Below are 17462 nucleotides of genomic sequence, written 5' to 3' on the forward strand. Positions count from 1 at the left end.
TGTGACACATTCGGAACGTATTCAGCAAGGCAGGTTGAACATTGCAGGATCACTGCACAAGTTAATTGAACAAGAAATTGCCCCGGGAACGGGACTTGATCCAAAGCAGTTCTGGCTGGGGTTGGAGACCCTGGTTGCAGAGCTACAGCAGGAAAACAGGTTGCTGATCCGGAAACGTGATAGCCTGCAGGCCCAAATAGACAGCTATCATAAGGACAGGTTCGACCAACCGTATGATCCTGCTGCATACAAACAATTCCTTCTAGATATTGGTTATATAGTCGAGGAAGGCGACGACTTTACCATTTCTACCCGTAATGTGGATTCTGAAATCTCAACTATCGCCGGTCCCCAGCTTGTCGTTCCGGTAACCAACAGCAGATATGCCGTTAACGCTGTTAACGGGCGCTGGGGAAGTCTCTACGATGCTCTCTATGGGACAGATGTCATAGCAGAAGCAGATGGAGCTGAAAAAGGGCACAGTTACAATTCGATACGAGGTGAGAAGGTCGTCGCTTACGGGGTTGATTTTCTTGATAGTGCAATACCTTTGGTTAAAGGCAGCCATGCAGAGGCAACGACATACCGCGTTGTAAAATCCGGTGAACGTGACGTTTTAGAGGTGGAACTTAGTAATGGCAGCGTAACCGGTTTACAAGATAAAGATCAGCTCGTTGGCTATAGAGGAGAAAATGCGCCGCATGTACTGCTTTTTTGTAAAAACGGCCTGCACCTGGAACTACAGATAGACCGGAAGCATATCGTCGGCAGCCGAAGCCCTGGAGGAATAAAAGATATCATCCTTGAAGCCGCCCTGACAACTATCTGCGATTGTGAAGATTCTGTTGCTGCAGTTGATGGTGATGACAAGGCACTGACCTATCGTAACTGGCTGGGTCTCATCAAGGGAGAACTGAAAGCAGAGTTTATAAAAGCGGGGGAAATCGTGAGGCGTGAACTGAATCCTGATCGCTCCTATCAATCAGTGGATGGCCGCCAGTTGACCCTCCCCGGTCGGAGCCTGATGCTGATTAGGAATGTGGGGCACCTCATGACCACGGACGCTGTTTTTTATGATGGTGAGGAGATTCCGGAAGGTATGCTTGATACGATGGTAACCGGTTACATTGGTCTGCACCAGATTCGCGGCAAAGTTCGTTATACCAACGGCCAGTATGGTTCCATTTATATTGTCAAACCCAAAATGCATGGGCCGGAAGAAGTTGCTTTTGCCTGCAGGATTTTTGAAAGGGCTGAAAAATTGTTAGGTATTGCGCCCAACACCCTGAAAATGGGGATTATGGATGAAGAACGCCGTACCTCTGTGAATTTGAAAGAATGTATCCGCATGGCGCGCGAGAGGATCATTTTCATCAACACCGGCTTCCTCGACCGAACCGGAGATGAAATCCATACATCCATGGAAGCCGGTCCGATGGTCTGTAAAGAGGATATGAAAAACAGTAGGTGGATTCGTGCCTATGAGGACAGAAACGTTGATATCGGCCTGTCAACTGGGTTTAGCGGAAGGGCGCAAATAGGTAAAGGCATGTGGGCCAAACCGGATATGATGGGGGAGATGGTACAAGAGAAAATCGGCCATCCCCGGTCCGGAGCCAACTGCGCCTGGGTTCCCTCCCCGACGGCGGCCACACTGCACGCCATGCATTACCACCAGGTCGACGTTTTTGCAGTGCAGAAAGAGCTGGCTGAAAATGGACCGAGAGCATCGATTGATGAGTTGCTTACCATACCTCTCCAGAATAAAGAGTTGACCAAGGAGGAGATTGCAAGGGATCTGGAGAACAACGCCCAATCAATCCTGGGCTATGTCGTGCGATGGGTTGATCAAGGGATCGGCTGCTCAAAAGTGCCGAATATCAGCAATGTTGGTCTGATGGAGGATCGGGCTACCCTTCGTATTTCCAGCCAGTACCTCGCTAATTGGATACGGCATGGTATCTGTACGAAAGAACAGGTGCTTGAAGCACTTCAACGGATGGCTTTGGTTGTTGATAACCAGAATAGCGCTGATCCGTCTTATCTACCGATGGCGCAGGATTTTTCCATCTCCGTCTCTTTCCAGGCAGCTTGTGATCTTGTTTTTAAAGGGTGTGAGCAGTCCAGCGGGTATACTGAGCCTGTTCTCCATAAGAGTAGAAGAGAAGTGAAGGATAAAACCAGGAAATAAGAGACAAACCAACTCCATGTGTCGGTGCTCGCACTTCTCCGGAATCGAATCCGGGCGACCATTTACATTTGTGCCAACATACGCATCCTGAACCAGATAGTATGTATAAGATCTTCCTGGTTCGGGAGGAGAGTAATAACGTATTTTACCTGAAGAGTGATATCGGACCTTCGATCTGAAATTCAAAAACACGGTGTGGTTGGAGAACTACAGGAGAACAGTCTAAATAGCAAAAATCGAAATATGATCTGAAATTTTTTCAGACCTTTTCGATATGGCAACACTAATGTGGGTACCAGGCGCGTTAGCAAGTCCGGCAAAATTGACTTGTTAGCTGTGACCAGCTAGGCAAACCTGATTCCAAGTTTTCGAATTTTATTCAAAATCAAGATGAACAGCTATAGTGCGACACGCCGCCAACGTTAAAAAACGACCTAGGTTTTAGACGATAGTATTTATCCTCTACTTCTTGTGATTGCTCATCATATGGGTAACTAAGTACTTCTTGCAATTCTCTAACTAAGGTGTAGTCACCCTGCAAGGCTTGTTGGTAGGCGGGGACTATCAACCACTCTCGCCATGTATATTTTGGGTTAGTTTGTTTCATACTTGCTGATATCCCTGCCAAATTGCCGTCTTTAATGACGATATCTCGCCAGCTTTTTAGCCAGGCTTGCCATTGCTCATCGAGTTGTTGTGAAGTTTTAACGTAGAAGCTCTTTTTCAATGCTGAAACATCCTCTGGTATATGGGATAACTCACGGAAGAAAATGGTGTAATCTACCTCTGAGAGGATGATTAACTGCATTAATCTCTTGAATAGCTTCGGGTTATATTCACGCAAGCCCAGTTTCGCCGCCCACATTTTTTGGATTTGCTTTTGCATTTCTTCTGCAAAGCCATGGCGCACGTGGTCGAAGTGTTCTAAAGCTTCATTATCTTCTGCGAGTAGCGGTCTCACAGCTGTCCAAAACATGTGATAATTCGCCTCAGCTGCGATTGGCTGATTGAAGAATGAAAAGTGTTCTCCGCCGCCAGTCCAAGGTTGAAACTGCGGGTCAAAAATTTCACAAAATCCAAAAGGTCCATAGTCGAGGGTAAAGCCACCAGCGGCACAGTTGTCACTATTATAGTTACCCTGGCAGTAACCAATACGTTGCCAATTGGCCACCAGTGAAGTAAGACGCTGGCGAAATAGCTTAGCCAACTCAACCAATTGATTTGCAAAAACAAGGTCTTGATTAATGTCGATTTTGTATTCTCGCTCAATTAAATGCGACACTATCATGCGCAACTCTTCTAATGCTCTTGGATGAGCATTGTTGCGAGCGCGGCGGGCAAACAACTCTAGCTGACCAACGCGCAAAAAGGACGGTGCGACGCGAGTTGAGATCGCCACAGGATTGTCCACCAAAATATCAGGATCAGTGGAGTGGGAGTCTTGAGAATACCAAGGCCGGGTAACGGTCTCAGATTTAGAAACATAAAGTGTTAAAGAGCGCGATGTTGGAACACCTAAAGCATGCATATATTCTTGCGCGAGAAACTCACGCACACTTGAACGTAGTACTGCACGCCCGTCGGCACCACGACAATAAGGCGTTGATCCGCCACCTTTCAATTGCATTTCCCAGCGCTGCCCATTGAGTATTACTTCAAATACAGATATCGCCCGACCATCGCCATAACCATTACCAGAACCAAATGGACATTGTTGGGTATATTCGGTGCCATAAATCGACAATGCATAGCCAGTCGCCCAGCCAACCTGGCGCATAGGCTCATGTGTAGCCGAGAGATCTCCAGAGAATACCTGTCGAAATCTTGCATTAAACACCAGCTCGTCGCTCAGCCCAAGTTCATTAAAAAACGTGCGGCTATGGGTTACATATTCTGGATCTGTAAGCGGCGTGGGTTTCACAGGTACAAAATGACCAGAAAAAACCTGACGGGCATGGTGATCATCACCATCTCCGGTGGCATCCGGGTCGGGATTCAAGGTATCCATCAGGGAATAATCCGCTAATCGCACAAACTCATCGAAGGTCATTACGCAGGGCTCAGCAGATGGTTTAGATATATATGACATTGTTGCAAACACCTTTCGCTAAGGGGAACGCGCATTTTGCGCTTTCTCAGAAGAAACAGGAAACACCTCTCGTTCGAGTCGGCAACAAGATTGATTGCCTTTGATTTGGCAATGTTAAATTCGAGGATCAGTTGCTCAAATTACCTAATCAGGAAACATTTTTACGTAAAAAGAGCTGTAATAGCTGGATACTGCCAATAAGAACATCTGATCTGGTTTTGCACGACTTTGTTCTCGTATCTTTCATGCTTGATGAGATAAAAATGCAGGTTTGGAGAGGTGATCACGGACGATACCTACCCAGCAGCCGCCAGCAGAGCTTCAATAGGCGGGTGATCGCCTGCCGCAGAGCTTTTGAAAAGGTATGTGATCTTGCCCTCCGGCACGACAACCACGGCACCACCAAGCTGCAGGGCATGCCCCTGCAGCGAACCAGGCATGAAGCCAGCCCTAAGAGCTGCAAAACCCTGGGTGAAGGATTTCATTCCGATGACATCGGTAAAACCGCTTTTAAAATTCAAAAATTTATATGTCTCCAGGGAAGGATCACTAAGCAATATCCCCGGGTATCCTGTCACGCCCCTGAATTTTATTAGATCATAGCTCCCGCCATTGCCGATGACAGCAAGCTGCGCTCCTCGTTGTGAAAAATCATCCTGATACCCAGCTAATTCAGCAACCTGCTGACGGCAGATTACTCAGCCAAAATGACGAACAAAGACCAAAACAGCAGGTCCCTTATGCCATAAAGAGGATAGTTTGACGGCCTCTTCGTTATCATTGTAGACGTTAAAGGAACCGAACTCTTCAACAGAAATCTGATACTGAACCATCTCACACTCCTCATGTATCTGGATGTTACCTGTTTAAACTGGTGAAAAATTGCTTCCAGGGATCTGTAGCTAGAAGACTTACATTTACATGTTAAAAACGATAAGCATTTTTATGGAGAAGGATACCCTGCGACACCTCGAAGACTGGAGCAAAACAGGATGAAGTGAATCTACCTAGAGACTGTATGCCACGCCTGCTGTGGCGATACCAGAAGATCTGTCTGGAGTTTATTTGAGATTCCGGATCATCCGGGAGGCACCTTTGCTTACATGGTGTAGGAAGTGATATACGCCAATCTTTGGTTGAGAAAAAATCTTCAAAATTCCCTTCTTCCTGTTGCTCTAAACGGGCGAGAAACTTACTCGCTCAATGCAGTACACTTATCCATAAAGTATCTCATTCCAACTCATTGCCTCAGCAGTGTTCGTTGGTGCCGCCACAATCGTGTGGAAGGCGGCAACAACAATGGAGGACCGCATCAAGGCAGCAAAGGAGGAAGTCCTCGAGCAACAAAGCGCTCTGTAGGCTAGACAGGATACTATCGTCCCAGAGCTGACGGACATGAAGAGCACCATAGAGGAACGTAGAGGTGAGATTCGCAGCCTAAGCAAGTTGCTTGCAAACGCGAATGCGCTACCTAACGGCGCCGAGTATGAGGCCTGATCCGGTCGTCCTAGAAGAATTTGTCAAGGTCAGGGATCCTGATTGGAGGGAGCGGGAAATAGACTGGCTAAAGAACAAATAGACACTTGGCAGACACAAATTTGCGAGCAGAGTGCGCCTCGCAAGTGAGCCCGTGAGGACAAACAATCAACAAAGCGTTGTGCGGGAGCACGCTTGTCTTTCGATATCTTCCACCTTATTGTCGCAAGATAACCTCCTGAAGGATTAAAAATAATTCTTAAGAAAGTATCTGTGATTTTCTTACCAGATCAGTCAGCAGTATACTGTCAATGTTGTATTACCTGCGACTAATAGTTACAGTGTATTTCAATGAGGTATAAGATAAATTCGAAGTCCAGGGGATACCGCTTGCAACCGCCGACATCTTTGTTCTCGTGTTTTTCGTCTTTGCGATTGCTCTCTCTACCCCGTAGTTGTTTGTTGCAAATAATTTTTTTTTAACTGATACGAATTTGCCAACAACTGGCTTCAGGTTTATACAACTGCTGGTTAAATTTTTTGGGAGGCTATTTTATGAAAGTAAAAGATATTTTGGCTAGCAAAGGGAGCCGAGTCGTCACTATTGAACAGTCCGCAAATGTATTTGATGCAATGAAAATTTTCTCCGCCAATCGGATTGGTTCCCAGCTCGTAGTAGATAAAGATGATACTATTCTTGGTATAATCGCAGCTCGGGACGTTCTCAACGCCGTTATCAATAACTACGATAATATAAAAGAAATGACGGTTGAAGAGATTATGACAACGGATCTCATTGTCTGCAGTGAAGACGACGATATTGCTTACGTCCAAGCCATTATGACTGAAAACCGTGTTCGCCATATTCCGGTTCTAGCTGGCAAAGAGGTAAAGGGTCTGGTCTCCATCGGTGACGTGGTCAAGAGCCAGTTCAAAGAAGTTCACGTGGAAAACAAATACCTCAAAGACTATATCGCAGATAAGTATCCAGGTTGATAAACTACATCTACCAGCAGGCTCTTGTGTCTTAACCTCCTCCTTTCGACACCTTTTCCCAGTCTGCATACATCAAGCGCCGCTAGTTACTGAGCGGTGCTTTCTGTTTTTACAACTTACAGTCCTTTACTTAATTGTAAACGAAGGTTTTCGTTTTTCTTTAATGCTTCAAATGCTTCAAATGCTTCAAATGCTTCAAATGCTTCAAATGCTTCAAATGCTTCAAATGCTTCAAATGCTTCAAATGCTTCAAATGCTTCAAATGCTTCCAAAAGGTTAATATATCCTTGATGCAACCTAGTGCAGTCTGTCTTAAACAGATCGAAAAACGGCGTGTTGAACAACCAGAAAGAGCATCAACTGATACTGTCGAAATGTTCGAGGCAGTTACAAAGCACTTTGTAGAGCCAACGCCTGAAGAAGGGGGCAACATTACCAGAATTTCAAGTAAATCGTAACAAACTATTCCGGCTTAATGAGTACCGCTTAAAGATACCTATGTCGAAGAATTGAATATTTTGATAATTCCTCAATCTGACATTCCTGTTGTCGCTCTATTTTTGACCATTTCCATTGAAATAGGCACATGTTTGCCTGTAACATACAGTGAAAATAATGAAATCTGCAAAAACACAGTAAGGTTTTTTTGCAATAGCCATCGATATTTTTTTTGCGAATTTTAGGTACTCAGATTTTCATTTTTTTTAAACGACGCCATAGAGTTACGCGACTAATACCCAGGATTTTAGCTGCCTCGGCATGTTTTCCCCTGCTGAGTAACAGAGCGCGGCGGATATCTTCCATTTCAGCATTTTTAAGTTGCAGTTTGATTTCACCGTCAAGCTGTTCTTCAAGGTGCATCTTTACAATTGCTGTATCTATTTTTGATCCCTTCAGCGTTGCTAGAATTCTTTCCACTACATTTTGCAGTTCCCTGATATTCCCCGGCCAGTTATGGTGGGTCAGCTCTTTCAGAGCATTGGAAGAAAATTTGAGCCTCCGCTTCATATTGGTCGCGTGCTTTTTGAGAAAAAACTGGGCTAAAGCAATTACATCTTCGTTGCGGTCCCGGAGAGGGTAAAGCCGTAGCTGCAAGACATCAAGTCGGTAGTAGAGGTCAGCCCGAAACTTTTTCTCATTGACGAGTTGTTTCAGTGGCCTGTTGGTTGCTGAAATGATTCTAACATCTATTGGAGTCACACGGTCACTTCCAACGCGCATAACCTGCTTTTCCTGTAGCACTCGCAGCAGTTTTCCCTGGGTTACTGAGGTCATTTCACCGATTTCATCGAGGAAGAGGGTGCCACCATGGGCGACCTCAAACAGCCCTGCCTTGCCCTTTTGGCTGGCTCCCGTAAAAGCGCCTCCAACGTACCCGAAAAGCTCACTCTCAAGGATCTGCTCCGGCAGCGCCGCACAGTTGAGGGCAACAAATGGTCCCTTGTTTCGATTGCTGCCATTATGAATACTCTGGGCGAAGACCTCTTTACCAGTTCCAGTTTCTCCAAGAATGAGAATAGCGGAGTCTGTCTTGGCAAAATCCCTTGCCAGTGAGATGGAGTTTTGTATCTGCCGGCTGGTACCGATAATATCGTTAAAGCGCATGCTAGCCACGTGTCCGGATGAAAAAAGACGCCTCCTTAACTTGGCCTCCATCTGTTGGAACTTGGTCACATTCTGGAAGTTAATGACGACACCTACGACTTCATTGTTAACACGTAGTGGTACCTTGTTGCAGACAACTTGTTCGTTGTTGATTATCAGCAGCTGTGCCAGGTCTTCTTTCTGGGTGGACAATACCTGGTTAAATTCAAAGTTGGGGAGAATCTCCTGAATATTACGTCCTACAGCCTTTGCAGCTGCAATTTTAGTGATCCTCTCAGCTACAGGGTTGAAGATTGTTATTTGGCCCTTTGCATCAACAGAAATGATACCGTCATATGCGTAATCGAGTACGACGCGAAAAAGATTTCCTTTGGTCTTTTCCTTTTGCTTAGCAAGCGCAATGTTTTTTGCTTCCTGGGCAGCCTGACGAATGCTCTCCGGGCTGCTTTCAATGACGGAAAAAGGGACGTTGTGTCGGTTAGCAACAGTGCAGATGACTGCACCCCCAACGATCATGTCAATATCATCTGCAACAGCCTGAAGTACAACAGACTCTATTTCGTCTTCATTATTTAGGGGGTAGAATCGAATGGACGTGTCCATTACCATACTGAAGTAGTCAAGCCCGGCTATCATCGGGGCAAATGCGATAACCCCAATGTTTTTACCATACAAGTTGGATCGCTTAATCGTCTGGAATACATCGAGGACGGTAAATGGAATTTCAACGACTGACCATTCTGGATTACCGTTATTAATGAGCTGTGCGGTTCGGCCACGGCTGATAAAAACCTCGAACCCTTCTTCTGCAAGTTTTGCAGCCTGCTTAACACCGTCCTCCATTAATCCTACCTCGATCTGAATATCGTTATGCCCATGTTGAAAAGTTTGATGGGCTTGCTCAACTAAGGAGGGATCTGGGAGGATACAGGCGATCATAGACATAATTGGCCCCTTTTGAAACACGATTGAAAAGAATTGAAACAATTATGCAACAAAAGTAAAATTTTCTCAATGTGAAATGGCTATAGGTCCATAATTACATCGTTTTTTTTATTGGCATGGATATGGCATAGAAAAGGAAGAGAGGGATTTCATTGCAGTTAGCAACAGTTCACATGAATGAACTACTTTTATGAGGTTGCAAAATGAAGATATTTCAGATCGCGTCCATCCCAGGTGATGGTATCGGAAAAGAAACGGTTCCAGCAGGCCGTCAGGTTTTGGAAACCGTATGTGAGGCGCACGGCGGGCTCCGTTTTGAGTACCTCGATATTGACTGGAGTTGTGAGTACTACCTCCAGCACAACCGCATGATGCCTGAAGACGGTCTGGATATACTGCGTCCGTGCGACGCAATATATCTTGGTGCCGTAGGTTTCCCAGGCGTCCCCGATCATGTCTCACTCTGGGGACTTTTACTGCCGATCCGACGAACCTTTCAGCAATATATCAATCTTCGTCCTGTTAAACTCATGCCTGGTATTCGAACACCTCTGGCTGACAAAAAGTCGGAAGATATAGATTTTCTCGTCGTCCGTGAAAACAATGAGGGGGAATATTCGAACATGGGAGGACGCCTCTATGAGGGAACAGAAAGGGAGGTCGTCGTTCAGAATACGGTTTTTACCCGCTACGCTGTGGAGAGGGTAATACGCTACGCTTTTGAGCTTGCGCTAAAAACCGGGCGGCAGAAGGTGAGTTCTGCAACGAAGTCCAACGGCATTAATTTTACTATGCCGTTCTGGGACGAGATTTTTGAGGAAGTCGGCAAAACCTACCCGACTATTGAACGTAATCAGTTTCATATCGATGCACTCTGTGCCCGATTCGTAACACATCCTCAGGATTTTGATGTTGTTGTCGGAAGTAACCTGTTTGGTGACATCCTCACCGATCTCGGTCCCGCAATAGCAGGTAGTATTGGAATTGCCCCGTCTGCCAATCTTAATCCGGCCAAGGAATATCCTTCGATGTTTGAACCGGTACACGGTTCTGCTCCCGACATAGCAGGCAAAGGGATCGCTAACCCGATGGGGCAGATATGGTGCGGCGCCATGATGCTCGAGCATCTCGGGTTCGCAGATGAAGGAGAATTGGTCATGCAGGCCCTGCGCGAGGTACTTGAAGCGGGTGTGACCACTGCTGATGTTGGCGGTCGGGCCAACACCCGGGAGGTTACCGAAGCAGTTTGCACTCGAATTCGTTTGTTAGCAGGTAACGTGGGCTGACACCTACGTCTGCTTGATAGAAAGGCCAAGTTGTTTACTACAAATCCAACAAATGGAAGGAGGAACAATGAAATTTACAACAAAGTGTTCGATTCTAGCAGTTCTTTGTGCCGTCCTGATGGTTCCAGCCATCGCACTTGCAGAATTCCCCGAAAAGCCTATTACATACACGATTCCTTTTAACCCTGGCGGTGAATCGGATATAACCGCAAGACTTCAGGAACCAGAACTGGAAAAAAACCTCGGTGTGGCGGTCAATGTCACCCATAAGCCAGGTGGCGGTGGAGCAGTCGGATGGAGTGATTTTCAGCGCACTGCAACGCCTGACGGCTACAGCATCATTGGCTGCAATATCCCGCATATCATTGGTCAGCCCCTAATTCGTAGGGATGCCGGATACAAGACCGATGGCTTCAAAGTCATAATGTGGTTCCATTTCACCCCCAATGCCCTGGTAGTAAGCAAGGATAGTGAGTTCAAGACCTTGGAGGATTTCATCGAGTTTGCCAAGAAGAAACCCTTTGTAGGTACTGTGGGTGGCAGTGGTACCTATAGTGCAAATCATCTTGAGACCTTGAGACTCATGAAGACTGCAGGTATTGATCTGACCTACGTTCCATACACCGGAACTGGCCCGGTTATCCCCGCCTTGATGGGAGGTCATATCAAGGCTGCAATGACTTATACCCCAGTAAGTGTGAATTACAAGGACAAGTTCAGGACCCTGGCCGTTGCCGCAGAAGAGCGTGTGCCAGCAATGCCTGACGTCCCCACTTTTAAAGAGCTTGGTTATGACATCGTTGGCGGGGCATTCCGCGGCGTAGCGGCGCCTCTTGGAACCCCTCAACCCGTTGTTGACAAACTCGCTAAAGCCTTTACCGAGGCGAACAAGCAAATCAGCAAGAAGCAGGTGGACCTAGGTTTTGTCATGAAGTATTCAACCGGTGATGATGCCGTGAAACTGATTGACACAATGCGCGCTGCCTACGGTGATGTGTTGGCCGATATCAAGAAGAAATAAATATCAAATCTCGTCATAACCGTGGAGGGTTGTGCTGCCATTGGGGCGGTCTGGCAAAATTGACAAGATCGCTCCAATCGTAAGCAAACCTTAATAGATCGCTACTTTGAAAGGAAAAATACTGTCATGCTTCTTGAGACATTCCTGATGCTGCTGGATCCGGTGATTCTCCTCTCCATTTTTGTCGGTGTTTCCGCCGGTCTCTTTGTTGGTGCGATGCCGGGTCTTACCGCCACCATGGCATTGGCCGTACTGCTACCCTTCACCTTCACTCTGCCCCCGTTGCATGGCCTGGTGGCACTGGGGGCGGTTTATATGGGAGCAATTTACGGCGGTTCCTTTGCTGCGATCCTTGTCAATACACCGGGGACACCATCATCGATTGCCACAGCTTTTGAAGGCTACCCGATGGCCAAGCAGGGAAGAGCTCTTGAAGCTTTGAGCATTGCGACAGTGGCCTCAGCTGTTGGTGGTATAGCAGGCAGTCTGTTTCTCCTCCTTCTTTCTCCTCCTCTAGCCAAACTCTCTCTTCGCTTTGGACCTGCAGAGTACTTCTGGGTTGCTATCCTTGGTTTGACGCTTATTGCGAGTCTTTCAGAAGGCTCCAGTGTAAAAGGCATGTTGGGTGGTGCGCTTGGTATGATTATCGGTACCATTGGTGTTGCCCCAATCGGCGGTGAGACCCGTTTTACCGCCGGAATGCCAGTACTTCAGGGCGGGGTAGCAATGATTGTTGCATTGATCGGCCTATTTGTCCTTCCAGAGCTGTACAGTATGGCCGCCAAAGGAAAAACGGCACTTACAGCCGTGGAAGTGAACGCTAAAAAACGGAGCTCGTTCTGGAGTGCTACGAAGACCGTTTTCTCCCAACCAGGCAATCTCATACGATCTTGTATTATTGGTGAAATAGTTGCAATTATTCCTGGTGCAGGAGGCAATGTCGCCAATCTTGTCGCCTATAACGAGGCGAAGAGAGCCTCCAAGCACCCGGAGAAATTCGGTACAGGACTGACCGAAGGCCTGGTGGCAACGGAGTCGAGTAACAACGTCACGGTTGCAGGCAGCATGGTGCCCTTGCTGACACTTGGAATACCGGGTGCACCGCCCGATGCTGTCATCCTTGGCGTGATGATGATGCATGGTTTGAGGCCGGGGATTGAGCTCTTCACAACCAGCGGTCACCTCACCTATGGCTTTATCATTTCCATGGGACTGGCTGCCATCGCAATGATTCCGGTTGGCCTTCTTGGTGGCAGGCTGATCTATAAAGTTATCTTTAAGACCCCTGTGTATTTTCTTGTGCCCACTATAGCCATGGCGACTATGCTCGGGACCTATGCGGTACGCAACAGTCACACCGATGTCATTATAATGCTGATTCTCGGTACTCTCGGCTTCTTATTTAAGCAGCTGGGGATCGCCCCAGCGCCTATTGTTCTGGGACTCATCCTGGGGACGATTGCTGAAATGGGCTATGTCCAGACGATACTTAGCGGGCAGGCATTCCGGTATCCTGTCCTCAAACTTTTTGAAAACGGGCTGTCGCACATTCTCATCGGCATGATTCTCTTTTCAGTTATATGGCCTTATGTCTCAAATTTAAAGAGAAAAATGGCCAGCAAGAAAGGAGATGCTCAATGAACAGGGAAGTCAATACTGAACTTATCAGCGGCATTATCGGCTTGCTCCTGACGTCTGTTTTTTTCTTCGGCCTGGAAGACATTTCCTGGATGAGTATCGTCTTCCCCAAAACGGTAGTCTACATTCTGTTTCTCATTTCCGCGGCTCTGATTGTTCTGGGATTTGTCAAGCCTACCCGGAGCCAGATCTTCAGTGTTGGTTCCAACGCCAGATGGATCGTGACCGGCATCCTGTTTTTCGGCTGGGTATTCTGTATGCCTGTTCTGGGATTTTTTGTCAGCACCGTGATTTTTATGACCATCATTGTTGGTTACCTGGCAAGGGCAAGAACGCAGCTTACTGTAAAAAAATTTATGGTCTGGATTCCCGTCGTGATTGTTGAGGTGACTTTTTTTTATCTCATCTTCACCAAGATACTATACGTGCCATTGCCGACAGGGATGTTTTTCTAGTTGTTTGAAAGATTCCTATCAATAAAATAGTGCCGCTTGTCGGTTCGACAGGCAAGTTGAAGAGGTGTGATAAATTTTTGCGGTAAATAAACCCAAAAAAAGGATCTCCGCCGTCAGCACCAAAACAGCGGAGAGTCCATTACACTAAGATTTAACAGTTATTTTCATATGAAAATCATCGATATTCGTGAAGTTACAAAACCTATCGCATCGCCGATTCGCAATGCGTTCATAGATTTTTCCAAGATGACGCTCAGTCTGGTGGCTGTGGTAACCGACGTTTTTCGTGATGGTCACCCGGTGGTTGGCTTCGGTTTTAATTCGAATGGCCGATATGGGCAGGGTGCGCTTATACGGGAGCGATTTCGCTCAAGACTGCTTGAGGCCGCCCCCGAAACACTGTTGGATCCTGATCGGAATAATCTGGACCCACACCGTATCTGGGACTGCATGATGACAAACGAAAAACCCGGAGGGCATGGGGAGCGTTCAGTCGCTGTTGGCACTATCGATATGGCTATCTGGGATGTGGTCGCAAAGATAGAAGAAAAGCCCCTGTTTCAGCTGCTGGCCGAGCGTTATGGCTCTGGTCAGGCGCAACCAAAGGTCTTTGTGTATGCGGCAGGAGGATACTATTATCCAGGAAAGGATAACCGCCAACTCCAGGATGAAATGCGGAGCTATATTGATCGAGGCTATACCGTCGTCAAGCTCAAGATAGGGGGGGCATCTCTTGCAGAAGATATTAGTCGCATCGAAGACGTTCTAAAAGTTCTTGGGCCTGGTCAACAGCTCGCTGTGGATGCCAATGGTCGCTTTGATCTGCAAACGGCCATTGCCTACGCTAGAGCACTCTCAAACTATGACCTTTTCTGGTACGAAGAAGCAGGTGATCCACTCGACTTTGAACTCCAAGCGGAGCTTTCTAACCATTACGCTGGGAGTATGGCGACGGGTGAAAACCTTTTTTCGATGCAGGATGCTCGCAATCTCATCAGGTATGGCGGTATGCGGCCTGATCGTGACTGGTTGCAGTTTGATTGTGCTTTAAGTTATGGGCTTGTCGAATACCTGAGAACTTTAGAGATGCTTCAGGGCTATAATTGGTCGTGGCAGCGCTGTATCCCCCACGGCGGTCACCAGATGTCGCTTAATATCGCCGCCGGCCTCGGGCTGGGCGGTAATGAATCATACCCGGATCTCTTTCAGCCCTACGGTGGGTTTCCAGATGGGGTTGCAGTTGTTGATGGTCATATCTCCCTGCCGGAACTTCCCGGGATAGGGTTTGAGGGAAAAACGGATCTCTACAGGGAGATGAGCTCTCTTACCTGAAAAGGCGGATGAGATGCAAAAATATCAAAAAAGGTCGTAAGGAGTAAGTAATGCAACATGATCAAGCGGTAAAAACCATGACTGATATCATGGCCAAATTTACCAACTATATAGGAAAGCACCTCCCTGATGATATTATGAACAAACTCAGTGAGCTCCGCTCTCAGGAAGACACCACGCTTGCCAAAGTAGTCTATGATTCGATGTTTGAAAATCTTGCCAAGGCTGACGAGTTAGACCGCCCCTGCTGCCAGGATACCGGCGTTATACAGTATTTCATCAAGGCCGGTGCCAACTTTCCTCTCCTCTCTGATATCAGACCCATTCTTGATGAGGCGGTACAGAGAGCAACCCGTGAGGCACCGCTTAGACACAACGCGGTTGAGATTTTTGTGGAAAAGAATACCGGCAACAATACCGGCGATCGCATTCCCTGGATTGACTGGGAAATTGTGCCAAATTACTCAGGAATTACCCTGGAAGTGTATATGGCGGGTGGCGGCTGCAGCCTACCCGGTCAAGGCAAGACACTGATGCCTGCAGCCGGTTATGAAGGTGTGACCGAGTTCGTCTTCGATGTCATGACTTCTTACGGGGTCAACGCCTGTCCTCCACTGCTTGTGGGGATCGGCATCGGTGGCTCTATTGAGGTCGCCGCAAACCTCTCGAAAAAAGCAATTTTTCGTCCTATTGGCTCACGCAGCAGTGACGAAAAAGGAGCTAAAATGGAACTGCTCATTGAAAAAGGGCTCAACGAAATCGGCATTGGCCCCCAAGGGCTGTCAGGCAACAACTCCGTCATGGGAGTTCATATCGAAAAGGCCGCACGTCACCCGTCAACGATAAGCGTGGCTGTTTCTGTCGGTTGCTGGGCACATCGCCGTGGGACAATTCATATTAGTGAGGATATGAGCTATGAAATTCTTTCCCACAAGGGGGTAACACTGTGAAAAAAAATCTTCAAACACCATTGAAAAGTGAAGATGTAGAACAGTTGTCCATCGGTGATATTGTTTTCCTTGACGGCTATCTCATAACCTGCCGTGATATGGCCCACCGGCGGCTCATTGATATGGGGATGCAGCTTCCTGTCGATCTTGAAGGTTTAGCGATCCTACATGCGGGACCGATTGTTGCCGAGGATGGTAACGACTATAAAATGATCTCTATTGGACCAACGACCAGCATGCGCATGGAAGTCCATGAAAAAGAATTTATCAATCAGACCGGAGTAAAACTCATTGTCGGAAAAGGCGGTATGGGGCCTGAAACGGTGGAAGGCTGCGCTGAATATAAGGCCGTCCATGCCGTTTTTCCAGGCGGATGTGCTGTTCTTGCGGCAAGTAAAGTGGAAAAAATTGAAAAGGTGGAATGGAAGGATTTAGGCATGCCCGAGGCATTGTGGGTCTGCAAGGTGAAAAATTTCGGTCCGCTCATCATCTCAATCGACACCCATGGCAACAATCTTTTTGATAAAAACAAGGCGGAGTTTAATCGAATAAAAAGCCCTGTCGTTGAAGAAATCTGTAAATATATTAAATTTATAAAATAATTATCATGTTTTGGATACAACCAGCTGCTTTTGCTTTTTGATACCAGATCACGTGTCATTTTTCTGGTTCTTCAATGTCTTGCGGAGTTCCTTTTTTTGCTAAAATCTACTGTTAGCAACCATGATTTTCTTTCAGCAGCCACTTTTGCTTTGTGTCGTATGTGTGTTTGGCGCTGCAGTCCACGGTACATTGGGAATCGGTTTTCCGATGATCGCCACTCCGCTCCTTGCCATGGTCACGGATGTACGAACTGCCGTCCTGATTCTGGTGCTTCCAACAGTTACCTTGAACCTCGTTAACGTTGTTCAAGGTGGGGGATGGGGGAAAAGTATTGCTAAATACTGGCCGCTGGCCGTATACGGAGTCATTGGCTCTTATCTTGGAACCAGGCTGTTGATATTGGTTCCCCCAGAAACTTTCCGGCCACTGCTAGCAGGGGCAATCCTTTTGTATCTTAATGCTGAACACCTGGGTGTTGGTTTTTCCTGGGTGAACTCTCATCCTCGAATCGGTATGATTGTTTTTGGGATGGGCGCAGGTTTACTTGGTGGCATGGTGAACGTTATGCTGCCCGCCCTCGTTATTTTTGCTCTTGAGATGGAACTGGAAAAAGTCGTTACGATCCAGGTTTTTAATCTTTGTTTCCTGTTTGGCAAGCTTACCCAGGGGCTTGTGTTTTTCCAGGCAGGTTTTTTTACTGTTGAGGTGTTGAAAATCTCTCTCCTACTGGTAATTCTCTCTGTCATTGTGTCACCGCTAGCGATGTCCTTCAGACACAGAATTAATGAGGCTCTTTATAAGCGCTGGCTACGGTATCTCCTTGTGGGGATGTCTGTCATCCTGGTTGGGCAGTATGTCTTGTCCTGATTTGACCC

At 47.0% G+C, this 17462-nt stretch carries 14 protein-coding genes; 10 read left to right on the forward strand and 4 right to left on the reverse strand.

Annotated features, from left to right (window positions below):
• The first annotated feature begins 1 nt into the window (after position 1).
• Complete coding sequence (locus tag GA520_RS06575; RefSeq protein ID WP_163338996.1) at positions 2 to 2191, forward strand: malate synthase G; 2190 nt, start codon at positions 2 to 4, stop codon at positions 2189 to 2191.
• 385 nt (positions 2192 to 2576) lie between these two features.
• Here GA520_RS06575 and GA520_RS06580 read toward each other — a convergent pair whose 3' ends face one another.
• Together GA520_RS06580 and GA520_RS06585 are read right to left on the reverse strand one after the other, a co-directional pair.
• Positions 2577 to 4280: a protein adenylyltransferase SelO family protein gene (locus GA520_RS06580; RefSeq protein ID WP_163338995.1), complete on the reverse strand. Its 1704-nt coding sequence runs from the start codon at positions 4278 to 4280 to the stop codon at positions 2577 to 2579.
• 296 nt (positions 4281 to 4576) lie between these two features.
• A complete protein-coding gene (locus GA520_RS06585; RefSeq protein ID WP_263657640.1) occupies positions 4577 to 5113 on the reverse strand; it encodes a peroxiredoxin-like family protein in 537 nt (178 codons plus the stop codon).
• A 1198-nt stretch (positions 5114 to 6311) separates the two neighbouring features.
• Here GA520_RS06585 and GA520_RS06590 point away from each other — a divergent pair.
• Positions 6312 to 6752 carry a CBS domain-containing protein gene (locus GA520_RS06590; RefSeq protein ID WP_163338994.1) on the forward strand — a complete coding sequence of 147 codons (441 nt, stop codon included), beginning with the start codon at positions 6312 to 6314 and terminating at the stop codon, positions 6750 to 6752.
• A gap of 116 nt (positions 6753 to 6868) precedes the next feature.
• Here GA520_RS06590 and GA520_RS06595 read toward each other — a convergent pair whose 3' ends face one another.
• Both GA520_RS06595 and GA520_RS06600 read right to left on the reverse strand, forming a co-directional pair.
• A complete protein-coding gene (locus GA520_RS06595; protein WP_163338993.1) occupies positions 6869 to 7024 on the reverse strand; it encodes a hypothetical protein in 156 nt (51 codons plus the stop codon).
• Between the two features lie 415 nt (positions 7025 to 7439).
• Positions 7440 to 9200: a sigma-54-dependent Fis family transcriptional regulator gene (locus tag GA520_RS06600; RefSeq protein WP_163338992.1), complete on the reverse strand. Its 1761-nt coding sequence runs from the start codon at positions 9198 to 9200 to the stop codon at positions 7440 to 7442.
• A gap of 305 nt (positions 9201 to 9505) precedes the next feature.
• On the opposite strand from GA520_RS06600, the gene GA520_RS06605 reads away from it, so the two are divergent.
• From GA520_RS06605 to GA520_RS06640, 8 genes are all read left to right on the forward strand, one after another.
• On the forward strand, positions 9506 to 10588 hold the full coding sequence (locus GA520_RS06605; RefSeq protein ID WP_163338991.1) for a tartrate dehydrogenase: 1083 nt from the start codon (positions 9506 to 9508) through the stop codon (positions 10586 to 10588).
• Positions 10589 to 10655: 67 nt separating this feature from the next.
• Complete coding sequence (locus tag GA520_RS06610) at positions 10656 to 11609, forward strand: tripartite tricarboxylate transporter substrate binding protein (RefSeq protein WP_163338990.1); 954 nt, start codon at positions 10656 to 10658, stop codon at positions 11607 to 11609.
• Between the two features lie 126 nt (positions 11610 to 11735).
• Entirely contained in the window at positions 11736 to 13250 is a 1515-nt protein-coding gene (locus GA520_RS06615; RefSeq protein WP_163338989.1) for a tripartite tricarboxylate transporter permease, read from the forward strand.
• Complete coding sequence (locus GA520_RS06620; RefSeq protein WP_163338988.1) at positions 13247 to 13702, forward strand: tripartite tricarboxylate transporter TctB family protein; 456 nt, start codon at positions 13247 to 13249, stop codon at positions 13700 to 13702. The genes GA520_RS06615 and GA520_RS06620 overlap by 4 nt, the downstream gene beginning before the upstream one ends.
• 168 nt (positions 13703 to 13870) lie before the next feature.
• On the forward strand, positions 13871 to 15034 hold the full coding sequence (locus GA520_RS06625; RefSeq protein WP_163338987.1) for a mandelate racemase/muconate lactonizing enzyme family protein: 1164 nt from the start codon (positions 13871 to 13873) through the stop codon (positions 15032 to 15034).
• Between the two features lie 50 nt (positions 15035 to 15084).
• The gene (ttdA, locus tag GA520_RS06630; protein WP_163338986.1) at positions 15085 to 15984 is read left to right on the forward strand and encodes a L(+)-tartrate dehydratase subunit alpha; all 900 of its coding nucleotides are present in this window, start codon (positions 15085 to 15087) and stop codon (positions 15982 to 15984) included.
• The gene (gene ttdB, locus GA520_RS06635) at positions 15981 to 16586 is read left to right on the forward strand and encodes a L(+)-tartrate dehydratase subunit beta (protein WP_163338985.1); all 606 of its coding nucleotides are present in this window, start codon (positions 15981 to 15983) and stop codon (positions 16584 to 16586) included. The genes ttdA and ttdB overlap by 4 nt, the downstream gene beginning before the upstream one ends.
• 145 nt (positions 16587 to 16731) lie before the next feature.
• Complete coding sequence (locus GA520_RS06640; RefSeq protein WP_163338984.1) at positions 16732 to 17454, forward strand: sulfite exporter TauE/SafE family protein; 723 nt, start codon at positions 16732 to 16734, stop codon at positions 17452 to 17454.
• Positions 17455 to 17462: the final 8 nt, after the last annotated feature.

Origin of the sequence: Desulfopila sp. IMCC35008, from assembly GCF_010646885.2 — a bacterium.
Taxonomy (GTDB): domain Bacteria; phylum Desulfobacterota; class Desulfobulbia; order Desulfobulbales; family Desulfocapsaceae; genus Desulfopila.

What these genes read in the sequence shown, in the direction of transcription:
- GA520_RS06590 (WP_163338994.1), top strand. Translation starts at nt 6,312, where the DNA reads ATGAAAGTAAAAGATATTTTGGCTAGCAAAGGGAGCCGAGTCGTCACT.
- GA520_RS06615 (WP_163338989.1), top strand. Translation starts at nt 11,736, where the DNA reads ATGCTTCTTGAGACATTCCTGATGCTGCTGGATCCGGTGATTCTCCTC.
- GA520_RS06610 (WP_163338990.1), top strand. Translation starts at nt 10,656, where the DNA reads ATGAAATTTACAACAAAGTGTTCGATTCTAGCAGTTCTTTGTGCCGTC.
- GA520_RS06600 (WP_163338992.1), bottom strand. Translation starts at nt 9,200, where the DNA reads ATGGAGGACGGTGTTAAGCAGGCTGCAAAACTTGCAGAAGAAGGGTTC.
- GA520_RS06620 (WP_163338988.1), top strand. Translation starts at nt 13,247, where the DNA reads ATGAACAGGGAAGTCAATACTGAACTTATCAGCGGCATTATCGGCTTG.
- GA520_RS06580 (WP_163338995.1), bottom strand. Translation starts at nt 4,280, where the DNA reads ATGTCATATATATCTAAACCATCTGCTGAGCCCTGCGTAATGACCTTC.
- ttdA (WP_163338986.1), top strand. Translation starts at nt 15,085, where the DNA reads ATGCAACATGATCAAGCGGTAAAAACCATGACTGATATCATGGCCAAA.
- GA520_RS06605 (WP_163338991.1), top strand. Translation starts at nt 9,506, where the DNA reads ATGAAGATATTTCAGATCGCGTCCATCCCAGGTGATGGTATCGGAAAA.
- GA520_RS06625 (WP_163338987.1), top strand. Translation starts at nt 13,871, where the DNA reads ATGAAAATCATCGATATTCGTGAAGTTACAAAACCTATCGCATCGCCG.